At 70.9% G+C, this 12,238-nt stretch carries 11 protein-coding genes; all 11 read left to right on the forward strand.

Going from position 1 to position 12,238, the window contains the following annotated elements:
- Positions 1–707, forward strand: a 707-nt coding sequence (locus G6017_RS04830; RefSeq protein WP_182616187.1) for a dihydroorotase, incomplete at its 5' end; no start/stop codon positions are given.
- Positions 704–1,252: a PH-like domain-containing protein gene (locus G6017_RS04835; RefSeq protein ID WP_182609398.1), complete on the forward strand. Its 549-nt coding sequence runs from the start codon at positions 704–706 to the stop codon at positions 1,250–1,252. The genes G6017_RS04830 and G6017_RS04835, both read left to right, overlap by 4 nt.
- Positions 1,249–2,472, forward strand: a complete 1,224-nt coding sequence (gene carA, locus G6017_RS04840; RefSeq protein WP_182616189.1) for a glutamine-hydrolyzing carbamoyl-phosphate synthase small subunit — start codon at positions 1,249–1,251, stop codon at positions 2,470–2,472. The genes G6017_RS04835 and carA overlap by 4 nt, the downstream gene beginning before the upstream one ends.
- Positions 2,472–5,834 carry a carbamoyl-phosphate synthase large subunit gene (gene carB / locus G6017_RS04845; protein WP_182616192.1) on the forward strand — a complete coding sequence of 1,121 codons (3,363 nt, stop codon included), beginning with the start codon at positions 2,472–2,474 and terminating at the stop codon, positions 5,832–5,834. Before carA ends, carB begins: the two co-directional genes overlap by 1 nt.
- Positions 5,831–6,682, forward strand: a complete 852-nt coding sequence (pyrF, locus tag G6017_RS04850; RefSeq protein WP_182609395.1) for an orotidine-5'-phosphate decarboxylase — start codon at positions 5,831–5,833, stop codon at positions 6,680–6,682. The genes carB and pyrF overlap by 4 nt, the downstream gene beginning before the upstream one ends.
- A 439-nt stretch (positions 6,683–7,121) precedes the next feature.
- Entirely contained in the window at positions 7,122–7,445 is a 324-nt protein-coding gene (gene mihF, locus G6017_RS04855) for an integration host factor, actinobacterial type (RefSeq protein WP_007631925.1), read from the forward strand.
- 7 nt (positions 7,446–7,452) lie between these two features.
- On the forward strand, positions 7,453–8,058 hold the full coding sequence (gmk, locus tag G6017_RS04860) for a guanylate kinase (protein ID WP_182616194.1): 606 nt from the start codon (positions 7,453–7,455) through the stop codon (positions 8,056–8,058).
- Positions 8,059–8,130: 72 nt separating this feature from the next.
- Positions 8,131–8,415: a DNA-directed RNA polymerase subunit omega gene (gene rpoZ, locus G6017_RS04865; RefSeq protein WP_107747549.1), complete on the forward strand. Its 285-nt coding sequence runs from the start codon at positions 8,131–8,133 to the stop codon at positions 8,413–8,415.
- On the forward strand, positions 8,412–9,692 hold the full coding sequence (coaBC, locus tag G6017_RS04870; protein WP_182616196.1) for a bifunctional phosphopantothenoylcysteine decarboxylase/phosphopantothenate--cysteine ligase CoaBC: 1,281 nt from the start codon (positions 8,412–8,414) through the stop codon (positions 9,690–9,692). The genes rpoZ and coaBC overlap by 4 nt, the downstream gene beginning before the upstream one ends.
- Positions 9,693–9,750: 58 nt before the next feature.
- A complete protein-coding gene (gene metK / locus G6017_RS04875) occupies positions 9,751–10,962 on the forward strand; it encodes a methionine adenosyltransferase (protein WP_182611193.1) in 1,212 nt (403 codons plus the stop codon).
- Positions 10,963–11,005: 43 nt separating this feature from the next.
- On the forward strand, positions 11,006–12,238 hold a 1,233-nt coding region (locus tag G6017_RS04880; protein WP_524536243.1), incomplete at its 3' end, for a primosomal protein N' family DNA-binding protein.

Consider the following 12,238-nt stretch of genomic DNA (forward strand, 5'->3'; position numbering starts at 1 on the left):
CCGCCCGCCTCGGACTCACCGGCTGGCCGCGCTCGGCGGAGGAGTCCATCGTGGCGCGCGACGCGATCCTGGCCCGGGACGCCGGCGCGCGGGTCCACATCTGCCACGCCTCCACCACGGGCACGGTCGAGCTGCTGAAGTGGGCGAAGGCGCAGGGGATCTCGATCACCGCGGAGGTCACCCCCCACCACCTGCTCCTCGACGACACGAGGCTCGAGACGTACGACGGGGTCTACCGGGTCAACCCGCCACTGCGCGAAGCCCACGACACCCTCGCCCTGCGTGACGCGCTCGTCTCGGGGGTGATCGACTGCGTCGCCACCGACCACGCCCCCCACGCCGCCCAGGAGAAGTGCTGCGAGTTCGCGGCCGCCCGCCCGGGCATGCTCGGGTTGGAGACGGCGTTGCCCATCGTGGCGGCCCTCCTGGTCGAGTCGGGGGAGATGAGCTGGCGCGATCTGGCCCGCGTCATGAGCACGCGGCCCGCCGAGATCGCCGGTCTCACCGACCAGGGGCGCCCGATCGAGGTCGGGGAGCCCGCCAACCTCGCCGTCGTCGATCCCGACTCCCCGTGGACCGTCGTCGGGGAGGAACTCGCAAGTCTGTCCGCCAACACCCCCTACCAGGGGATGACGTTCGCCGCCCGGGTCGTGGGCACCGTATACCGGGGCCGCATGACCAGCCGCGACGGAGAGGTACTCGCATGACACAGGACGTCTGGACCCTGGTGGGCGTGATCGTCGTCTTCCTCGGCCTGCTCGGGTTGATGGCATGGGGCTGGCGAAATCGCAGCCGCTCCCAGGCCGGCCTCTTCGACACGCTGCCGGAGGTTCCCGCCGAGACCGGTGACGTGGTGCTGGGACCGCTGACCGGCGTGTACATCGGCAGCACCGTGGCGGGTGACTGGCAGGCGAGGATCGCCCGGGCACCGCTCGGCCACCGCTCGGCCGCCACCCTCACCGCGTTCACCGGTGGACTCCGGCTCGACCTCGCCGACGCCACGGTGTGGATCCCCCGCGCCGACCTGGTGGACGTGCGACGCGCCTCCGCCCTCGCCAACAAGACCGTGCCCGGCGGCGGGATCCTCGTCGCCCGATGGCAGGTCGACGGCCACGACGGCCCCACCCTGATCGACTCCGGCTTCCGGGCCGACGACAAGGACTCGTACCCCCGCTGGGAGGCCCTGCGCGGCGACGCCGCACCGCCCACCCGGCCGGACACCCCCCGCTCCACCACCGAGGAGAACAAGTGACACCGCACAACGGAACCACCGTCGCACCGGGGGGCCGCGCGCCCGCCGCCCTCGTCCTCGAGGACGGCCGCATCCACCGCGGCACGGCGTTCGGGGCGACCGGGACCACCCTCGGGGAGGCCGTCTTCACCACGGGGATGTCGGGGTACCAGGAGACCCTCACCGACCCGTCCTACCACCGGCAGATCGTCGTCAGCACCGCTCCGCAGATCGGCAACACCGGGTGGAACGACGAGGACGGTGAGTCGCTGCTCGACGGCCGGAACGGCGGCGGTCGGATCTGGGTGTCGGGTCTGGTGATCCGGGACCTCTCACGCCGCGCGTCCAACCACCGGTCCGAGCGCACGCTCGAGGACGAGATGCTCGCCCAGGGCATCGTGGGGATTGCTGGGGTGGACACCCGGGCGGTCGTCCGCCACATCCGGGATCTCGGAGCGATGAAGGCCGGCATCTTCTCCGGTGAGGACATGGTGGACGACGAGTCGATGCTCGCCACCGTCCGGGCCCAGGAGCCCATGGCAGGGGCGTCGCTGGCGGAGGCCGTCTCGACCGACACCGCCTACGTCGTCGAGCCCGAGGGGCGGGCACGATATTCGGTGGCGGCGCTCGACCTGGGCATCAAGACCAACACCCCCCGCATGCTCACCGCGCGCGGCGTGCGGGTCCACGTGCTCCCCTCGGACTCGACCCTGCAGGACGTGCTCGACCTCGACGTGGACGGGGTGTTCCTGTCCAACGGTCCCGGGGATCCGGCCACGGCCGACGCCGCTGTACACCTGACCAAGGAGGTCCTGAGTCAGGGGATTCCGTTCTTCGGGATCTGTTTCGGCAACCAGATCCTGGGCAGGGCGCTCGGGCTCGAGACCTACAAGATGAGGTTCGGCCACCGTGGGATCAACATCCCGGTGGTGGAGAAGGCGACCGGACGGGTCGCGATCACCTCTCAGAACCACGGGTTCGCGCTCCGCGCTCCGGAGACCGAGACCTGGGAGACACCCTGGGGCACCGCCACCGTCACGCATGTGTGCGCCAACGACGGCACCGTCGAGGGGGTAGCCCTCACCGACGGCTCCGCCTTCTCCGTCCAATACCACCCCGAGGCCGCGGCGGGTCCCCGTGACGCCGCCGACCTCTTCGACCGCTTCGTCAGCCTGCTCGACTCAGCTACCGGTGACGCCGCCGACAACGGTTCCGCAGACTCCAGAAAGGGCTCGAACTGATGCCCCGCCGCACAGACATCAACCACGTCCTCGTGATCGGTTCCGGACCGATCGTCATCGGGCAGGCCTGCGAGTTCGACTACTCCGGTACGCAGGCCTGCCGGGTACTGCGCGCCGAAGGCCTGCGCGTCACGCTGGTCAACTCCAACCCGGCCACGATCATGACCGATCCCGAGTTCGCCGACAGCACCTACATCGAGCCGATCACGCCCGAGTACATCGACAAGATCTTCGTCAAGGAGGCGGCCGACGGACACCCCGTCGACGCCGTCCTCGCGACCCTCGGGGGCCAGACGGCACTCAACGCCGCCATGCAACTCGATGCGCAGGGGATCCTGGCCAAGCACGGTGTGGAGCTAATCGGGGCCGACATCCCCGCGATCAACCGCGGTGAGGACCGCCAGACCTTCAAGGACATCGTCGCGAGTGTGGGGGGCGACTCCGCCCGGAGCGCCGTGTGCCACACCATGGACGAGGTCCACGCGACCGTCGCGGAACTCGGTCTGCCCGTCGTGGTCCGCCCGTCGTTCACCATGGGCGGACTCGGCTCCGGCCTGGCATACACCACCGAGGACCTCGAGCGGATCGCCGGCGGCGGCCTGTCCGCCTCGCCCACCGCGAACGTCCTCATCGAGGAGTCGATCCTCGGGTGGAAGGAGTTCGAACTCGAGCTCATGCGCGACAACAAGGACAACGTCGTCGTGGTGTGCTCGATCGAGAACGTCGACGCCCTCGGGGTCCACACGGGTGATTCCGTCACCGTCGCGCCGTCCATGACCCTGACCGACCGCGAGTACCAGGACATGCGCGACATCGGCATCGACATCCTCCGCGCCGTCGGTGTCGACACCGGTGGGTGCAACATCCAGTTCGCCATCAACCCCGTCGACGGTCGCCTCGTGGTGATCGAGATGAACCCGCGCGTCTCCCGGTCCTCGGCCCTGGCGTCCAAGGCCACCGGGTTCCCCATCGCCAAGATCGCCGCCCGGCTCGCCATCGGGTACTCGCTCGACGAGATCACCAACGACATCACCGGCGAGACCCCGGCGTGCTTCGAACCGACCCTGGACTACGTGGTGGTCAAGGCCCCCCGCTTCGCGTTCGAGAAGTTCCCGGGAGCCGACGACACCCTCACCACCACCATGAAGTCGGTGGGCGAGGCGATGAGCCTGGGCCGCAACTACCGCGAGGCGCTGGGCAAGGTGATGCGTTCGCTGGAGACCAAGGCCGCCGGGTTCTGGACCCTGCCCGACGAGACGATCGCCCCCGGTCGGTCGACCGACGTCGACGCCGTCCTCGCGGACCTCGTGCGCCCGACCGAGGGCCGGATGTACGACGTCGAGCTGGCGCTCCGCCTCGGCGCGAGCGTCGAGCAGGTCCACGAGGCCTCGGGGATCGACCCGTGGTTCCTCGAGGAGGTCGCCGCGCTGGTCGAACTCCGACAGGAGATCGTCGACGCACCGGTGGTCGACGAGGCGCTGCTGCGCCGCGCCAAGCACAACGGTCTGTCCGACGCCCAGGTCGCGGCGCTGCGGCCGGAGTTCGCCGGACCCCAGGGCGTGCGGCGTCTGCGTCACCGGCTCGGCGTGCGTCCCGTCTACAAGACGGTCGACACCTGCGCCGCGGAGTTCGAGGCCAAGACCCCGTACCACTACTCCACCTACGAGCTCGACCCCGCCGCCGAGTCCGAGGTCGCCGCCCAGACCGAGCGCGAGAAGGTCATCATCCTGGGCTCCGGTCCCAACCGGATCGGTCAGGGCATCGAGTTCGACTACTCGTGCGTCCACGCCGCGCTCACGTTGTCCGAGGCCGGGTACGAGACCGTCATGGTCAACTGCAACCCGGAGACCGTCTCGACCGACTACGACACGGCGGACCGTCTGTACTTCGAGCCGCTGACGTTCGAGGACGTCATGGAGGTCTACCACGCCGAGTCCGGGTCGGGAACCGTCGCTGGAGTCCTCGTCCAGCTCGGCGGCCAGACCCCGCTCGGCCTGGCGGCACAGCTGGAGGAGGCCGGCGTCCCGATCGTGGGGACCAGCCCGTCGGCCATCGACCTCGCTGAGGACCGGCGCGAGTTCGGCGAGGTCCTGGTGAGGGCCGGTCTGCCCGCACCCGCGTTCGGGACGGCCATCAACGCCACGGAGGCCACGGAGATCGCGGCGCGCATCGGCTACCCCGTGCTCGTCCGACCCTCGTACGTGCTGGGCGGGCGGGGGATGGAGATCGTGTACGACGAGTCGTCGCTGCGGTCGTACATCGAGCGCGCCACCGAGATCAGCCCGGACCGCCCGGTCCTGGTCGACCGCTTCCTCGACGACGCGGTCGAGATCGACGTCGACGTGTTGTGCGACGGCACCGAGGTCTACCTGGGTGGCGTCATGGAGCACATCGAGGAGGCCGGCATCCACTCCGGGGACTCCGCGTGCGCCCTCCCGCCCATCACCCTGGGGCAGGACGACATCGACCGCGTCCGCCGCTCCAGTGAGGCACTGGCGTTCGGCATCGGCGTCAAGGGACTGATGAACGTCCAGTACGCGATCAAGGACGACGTCCTGTACGTGCTCGAGGCGAACCCCCGCGCCAGCCGCACCGTGCCGTTCGTCTCCAAGGCGACCGGCGTGCACCTCGCCAAGGCGTGTGCCCGCATCATGATGGGTGAGACGATCGCCGAGCTCAAGGCCGAGGGGCTCCTCCCATCCGACCGGGACGGCGGTTCGCTCCCGGCGGACGCGCCGGTCGCCGTCAAGGAGGCGGTCCTCCCGTTCAACCGTTTCCGCACCCCCGAGGGCAACCCCGTCGACTCGCTGCTCAGCCCGGAGATGAAGTCGACCGGTGAGGTCATGGGCATCGGCCCCAACTTCGCCGTCGCCTTCGCCAAGGGCCAACTCGCGGCCGAGGGCGTCCTCCCGACGTCCGGGACCGTGTTCGTCTCGGTCGCGAACCGGGACAAGCGGTCCATGGTGTTCCCGGCACAGCGCCTCGCCGCGCTCGGGTTCACGGTCCTGGCCACCGAGGGCACCGCGCTCATGCTCCGGCGCTACGGGATCGCGTGCGAGACCGTGGCGAAGCTGACCGAGGCCGGGGGAGGGCCGGTCGACGAGCAGGGCGACCCGGTCCGGACGATCGTCGACCGGATCAACGCCGACGAGGTCGACCTGATCCTCAACATCGCCTCGTCCACCGGGGGGACCCGCGCCGACGGGCACGAGATCCGCTCGGCCGCGATCACCCGGAGGGTCCCGTGTATCACCACCGTCCAGGGCGCGACGGCGGCGGTGCACGGCATCGAGGCCATCCGGCGCGGTGACGTCACGGTGAGCCCCCTCCAGGAGTTGCACAGCGGGTTCGCCGCCCGATGACCGGGGGCGCACCCCGAGACCCGTTCGGTGCGCGGCTGCGGTCCGCCGTCTCCGCACGCGGGAACCTCTGCGTGGGGATCGATCCCCACCCGGCGCTCCTCGAGTCCTGGGGGCTGGGAGTGGACGCCGCCGGGGTCCGCGAGTTCTCCCGCCGGTCCCTGGAGGCGTTCGGGGATCTCGTGCCGGCGGTCAAGCCCCAGGTGGCGTTCTTCGAGGAGCACGGTTCCGCGGGCTTCGCGGTCCTCGAGGAGGTCCTGACGTCGATCGCCGAGTCGGGAGCGCTGTCGATCGCCGACGCCAAGCGCGGGGACATCGGATCCACCATGGCCGGGTACGCCCGGGCCTGGTTGGCCGCGGACTCACCACTGGCCTGCGACGCCCTGACCGTGTCCCCGTACCTGGGGGTGGGCTCGCTCGAGGCCGCCTTCGACACCGCATCGGCGAACAACCGCGGGCTGTTCGTGTTGGCCCGCACCTCCAACCCTGAGGCGGGGGGCCTGCAGGCGGCCACGGGACCCTCCGGAACGGTCGCGCAGTCGGTCGTGGACGAGGTGGGCCACCGGAACGCCGCATCGGGGCCCGGCACGCCGGGCCCGTTCGGTGTCGTCGTGGGCGCGACGGTCGCCGACCCGCCCCGACTGGACGGTCTCCGCGGCCCGGTCCTCATGCCGGGAGTGGGGGAGCAGGGGGGGACGCTCGCGGACGTCCGGAGGATCGCCGGGCCCGCGTTGGCCCACACCCTCGTCAACGTCTCCCGGCACGTCCTGCGGTCGGGCCCGGACGTCGGGGCGATGCGTGCGGTGGTCCGCGATCTGGCCCGTACCTACCGTTTCGTCGGGTCCGCCTGAGGGGTCCGGCACCCCGGCGGAGTGCTGGCGTCACACGGGACGGCTGGCGTCACAGGGGCCACGTCGCCGGGAGCAGACGCCGTGACCCGGTCGCCCCATTTAGGGCGGTTCGGTTCGCGGGAGCACGCGACCGGCGTTAGTCTTCTCCTCACCTCACACGTCAATCCGCAGTTCAGGCGGGGTGCCACGCCGGGCCCCGCGCGACGACGAGGCCATTCGGCCGCGTACTGTTGCTGAGGTCATCAGGCCCGACGCCGTGCCGGTCTCCCGCGAGGGGGGCGGAATCGCCCGGGTACGGTGAGCACGAGGGAGCGCCCGCTCCCGGCACGAGCCGCAGCCCGCGGACGCGCCGGGGTCGGTCACCGCACACCACACGTGGATGTCCTACGGTGGACACCCGCGTGAGTCATGAGACACACACGAACGAGACGGAGGAATTGTGGCCCTTCCCCAGTTGACCGATGAGCAGCGTGCAGCTGCTCTGGAGAAGGCGGCTGCCGCCCGTCGCGCCCGGGCTGAGCTCAAGGAGCGCCTGAAGCGTGGTGGCACCGACCTCAAGCAGGTGCTCAAGGATGCCGAGAGCGACGAGATCCTCGGCAAGATGAAGGTCTCGGCGCTGCTCGAGGCCCTGCCCAAGGTCGGTAAGGTCAAGGCTCAGGAGATCATGACCGAGCTGGAGATCGCACCGACGCGTCGCCTGCGTGGTCTCGGAGACCGCCAGCGCCGCGCACTGCTCGAGCGGTTCGACTTCACGGTCGACTGATCGACGCATGAACACACCGTCATCCGGGGTCTCGTCCCCGGAAGCGACGGCGAAGAGGGGCCGGCTGATCGTCTTGGCCGGCCCCTCCGCCGTCGGCAAGTCAACCGTCGTGGCACGGCTGCGTGACCGCGTGCCGGACCTCTACTTCAGCGTCTCCATGACCACCCGGGACCCACGTCCCGGCGAGGTCGACGGGCGCGACTACCACTTCGTCAGCACCGAGGAGTTCCGCGAGGCCGTCGACCAGGGACGGATGCTCGAGTGGGCCGAGATCCACCGGGGCCTCCAGCTCTCGGGCACCCCGGCCGACCCGGTCCGCCGCGCCCTCGAGGAGGGCCGGCCGGTCCTCATCGAGGTCGACCTCGCCGGCGTCCGGCAGATCCGTGAGTCCATCCCCGAGGGACGTACCGTGTTCCTGTCCCCGCCGTCGTGGGAGGAACTCGAGTTCCGTCTCCGCGGCCGGGGTACCGAGCCGCACGAGGTCGTCACCCGCAGGCTCGAGACGGCGAAGGTCGAGATGGACGCCCGCGGGGAGTTCGACGAGGTCGTCGTCAACGACGAACTCGAGGTCGCGGTCGACGAGTTGGTATCATTGCTGGTCGGCCAAGACTGACGCCGAATCCGACGCGAGAGCACCACCCCAGGCCAGAGCACCACCCAGGCTGTACCCAGAGGAGAACCCATAGTGGCCACCATCGAAGCCGCAGCGGCAGCCCCGTTGTACGACACCCCGATCGGCATCACCAACCCCCCGATCGACGAGCTCCTCGAGCGGGCGTCCTCCAAGTACGCCCTGGTGATCTTCGCCGCCAAGCGCGCCCGGCAGATCAACTCGTACTACAACCAGATCGAGGAGGGCATCCTCGAGTACGTCGGTCCCCTGGTCGACCCCGGTCTGCATGAGAAGCCGCTGACGATCGCGCTGCGCGAGCTCCATTCCGACCTGCTCGACTGCGCCGAGGGAGAGTGACCCACTCCGGGGGCGACGTGCGGCGCACGCGCGTCGTCGTCGGGGTCGGCGGCGGAATCGCCGCCTACAAGGCCTGTGGCCTGATCAGGCTCCTCACGGAGTCCGGGTGCCACGTCGACGTGGTCCCCACCGAGGCGGCCCTGCGGTTCGTCGGGTCCGCCACCTTCGAGGCACTGTCGGGGAACCCGGTCTCCACCGGGGTGTTCTCGGACGTGCCGTCGGTCCGCCACGTCGCCCTCGGGCAGCGGGCGGACCTCGTCGTGGTCGCCCCCGCGACGGCCGATCTGCTCGCGCGGGTCGCCTCCGGGCGCGCGGACGACCTGCTCACCTCCACTCTTCTGACCGCGCGGTGCCCCGTGCTGCTCGCGCCGGCGATGCACACCGAGATGTGGGAGCACCCGGCGACGAGGCGCAACGTCGACACCCTCCGGGGCGACGGCGTGCACGTCATGCCGCCCGCATCCGGGAGACTCACCGGGGCCGACACCGGCGCCGGCCGCCTGCCCGAGCCGGCCGATATCGCGCGTCTCGCGAGACTGCTGCTCGACGGCGGCGGCCTCCCGTGGGACCTGGCCGGCAAGCGGGTCGTGGTGACGTCCGGCGGTACCCGCGAGGAGATCGATCCGGTGCGGTTCCTCGGCAACCGCAGTTCCGGGAAGCAGGGACACGCGATCGCCGCTGTCGCGGCGGCGAGGGGAGCGAGGGTCACGCTCGTGACCTCCTCCGACCTGCCGGTGCCGGCGGCCGTGGAGGCGATCCACATCGACTCCGCCCGCGAGCTACGCGACGCCACCTTCGCCGCCGCGGCCGAGGCGGACGTGGTCATCAAGGCCGCGGCGGTGGCCGACTTCCGCCCGACGGACGTGTCGTCCTCCAAGCTCAAGAAGGGCACCGGATCCGAACCGGCCGAGATCCGGTTGGAACGCAATCCGGACATCCTCGCCGAGCTCGTCGCGGGCCGCGGGTCCGGGGACGTCCCCGCGGGCTGCATCCTGGTCGGGTTCGCCGCCGAGACCGGCGACTCCTCGGGATCGGTCCTCGACCACGGCCGGGCGAAGCTCGCCCGGAAGGGGTGCGACCTCCTCGTCGTCAACGAGGTCGGTCGCGGCACCACTTTCGGGCAGGACGTCAACGGCGGGTGGATCCTGGACTCCGCGGGCGGGGAGACGCCGGTGGACAGGGCGAGCAAAGATCTCCTGGCCAGCCGGATCCTCGACGCCGTGGTGTCCCGGGCCGCGGCCCCATCCGCGCGAACCACCACGGACCGCACCGACTAGTCTGTCCCCACGCGATCGACCGATCACACGCATCCGGCACCAGGAAGAGAGAACCACTGTGACGCAGGCACGTCGGCTGTTCACCAGCGAGTCCGTGACCGAGGGGCATCCGGACAAGATCTGTGACGCGATCTCGGACGCCATCCTGGACGCGATGCTGACGCAGGACCCCGAAGCCCGTGTCGCCGTGGAGACCATGGTGACCACCGGGATGGTGCACGTGGCCGGCGAGGTCAAGACGAGCGGCTACGTGGAGATCCCGCAGCTCATCCGCGAGAAGATCGTGGAGATCGGATACGACTCCTCCGACAAGGGTTTCGACGGCGTCTCCTGTGGTGTGTCGATCTCGATCGGGCAGCAGTCCCCCGAGATCGCCCAGGGCGTGGACACGTCGCACGAGGCACGGACCTCCGCCGACCCGGTCGAGGACGCGATCGCCCGACAGGGCGCCGGCGACCAGGGCCTGATGTTCGGTTACGCGTGCTCGGACACCCCTGAGCTCATGCCGCTGCCCATCGCTCTGGCACACCGCCTGTCACGCCGGCTGACCGAGGTCCGCAAGGACGGCACGTTGGCCTACCTGCGCCCGGACGGCAAGACCCAGGTGACCATCGAGTACGACGGCGACCGCGCGGTACGCCTGGACACGATCGTCATCTCGACGCAGCACGCACCCGAGATCGATCTGGAGACGACGCTGCGCGACGACCTCACCGAGCACGTCATCGGGCCGGTCCTCGCCGAGGCCGCGGCCGGTATCGAGACCGGCGAGTTCCGCCTCCTGGTCAACCCGACCGGACGGTTCGTGCTCGGCGGCCCGATGGGCGACGCCGGCCTGACCGGACGCAAGATCATCGTCGACACCTACGGCGGCATGGCCCGCCACGGTGGCGGCGCGTTCTCCGGAAAGGACCCGTCCAAGGTCGACCGCTCCGCGGCGTACGCCATGCGGTGGGTCGCCAAGAACATCGTCGCCGCCGGCCTGGCCGAGCGGGTCGAGGTCCAGGTCGCCTACGCCATCGGCAAGGCCGCCCCGGTCGGGCTGTTCGTCGAGGCGTTCGGGACCGAGAAGGTCGACATCGCGGCCCTGCAGGAGGCCGTCACCGAGGTGTTCGACCTGCGTCCCGGCGCGATCATCCGCGACCTGGACCTCAAGCGTCCGATCTACGCCGGGACGGCCGCCTACGGTCACTTCGGCCGGACCGATCTGGACCTCCCCTGGGAGAGGACCGACCGCGTCGACGAACTCAAGCGGGCCGTCGGGCACTGACGACCGTCCCGGTTGTCGGAGCGGGGTGCGAGAATCCGAGACCGTGACCACGACGCGCCCAGCGGCCCGGGTCGCGGCGGCCACGGCCCCCGTGGCCCGGGTCCTGCCCCTGCTCGGGGTTCCGCATCTGGACCGGGAGTTCGACTACCTGGTCCCGGAGTCCCTGGCCGACCAGGCGGTACCCGGTACCCGCGTCCGCGTGCGGTTCGCCGGCCGCCTCGTCGACGGGTACCTCGTGGAGCGCTCGGACGAGACGGATCACCGCGGGGAGCTCGCGTGGCTCGAGCGCGTCGTCTCGCCGGAGCCCGTGCTCACACCGCAGTTGCTCCGGCTGGTCGACCTGGTCGCGCGACGGTGGGTGGGCATGCGCTCGGACGTCCTGCGACTGGCGATCCCCCCGCGGCACGCCGCGGCCGAGAAATCGGTGCCGGACCGCGAACCACCGCTGGGTGTGACGGAGGGCCCGGTCGAGATCCCGGTCGGCTGGTCCGACCACCCGATGGTGACGCGGTTCCTCGACGCGGCGACCGGGGGGGTCCCGGCCCGGGCCGTCTGGACCGTGCCGCCCGGACGGGACTGGGCGCGCGCACTCGCCGCCCTGGCGGACTCGGTCAGGCGGAGGGGCCTGCAGGTGTTGCTGATCGTCCCGGACCAGCGGGACGTCGACCGGTTGACCGCGGAGTGTCGGCAGATCGTGGGCGGGGGAGCCACGGGGCGGGACCTGGTGGTCGACCTGTCCGCGGGGATCGGCCCCTCGGCTCGGTACCGACGGTGGCTGCGGGCGGTCCGCGGGCACGCCCGGATCGTGGTGGGGACCCGCAGCGCCGTGTTCGCACCGCTCCCGGAGCCGGGTCTGATCGTGCTGCACGACGACGGCGACGACTCGTTCGTGGAGCCCCGCGCCCCCTATCCGCACACCAGGGAGGTCGCCGCACAGCGGTCCGTGCTGGACGGCACCCCGTTGCTGCTGAGCTCGGTGGATCGGACCCCGGAGGTGGCCGAGTACGTGCGGTCGGGGTGGGCACACGAGATCCGGCCCGAACCCGGGCTCGTCCGGGCGCTCGCCCCGCGCGTCGTCGCGTTCTCCGACGCGGATCCGACCCAGGCCCGTGATGTGGCCGGCGGGCGCACCCGGTTGCCCGCGGTGGCGGTGACGATGGCCCGGGAGGCCGTCGACGTGGACGCCCCGGTGCTCGTCCAGGTCCCGAGGAAGGGGTACATCCCGACCCTGCTGTGCGGGTCGTGTAGGACACCGGCCCGGTGTCGCCGGTGCAAC

Origin of the sequence: Dietzia sp. B44 (genome assembly GCF_014145245.1) — a bacterium.
Taxonomy (GTDB): domain Bacteria; phylum Actinomycetota; class Actinomycetes; order Mycobacteriales; family Mycobacteriaceae; genus Dietzia; species Dietzia natronolimnaea.

What these genes read in the sequence shown, in the direction of transcription:
- G6017_RS04835 (WP_182609398.1), top strand. Translation starts at nt 704, where the DNA reads ATGACACAGGACGTCTGGACCCTGGTGGGCGTGATCGTCGTCTTCCTC.
- gmk (WP_182616194.1), top strand. Translation starts at nt 7,453, where the DNA reads ATGAACACACCGTCATCCGGGGTCTCGTCCCCGGAAGCGACGGCGAAG.
- carB (WP_182616192.1), top strand. Translation starts at nt 2,472, where the DNA reads ATGCCCCGCCGCACAGACATCAACCACGTCCTCGTGATCGGTTCCGGA.
- pyrF (WP_182609395.1), top strand. Translation starts at nt 5,831, where the DNA reads ATGACCGGGGGCGCACCCCGAGACCCGTTCGGTGCGCGGCTGCGGTCC.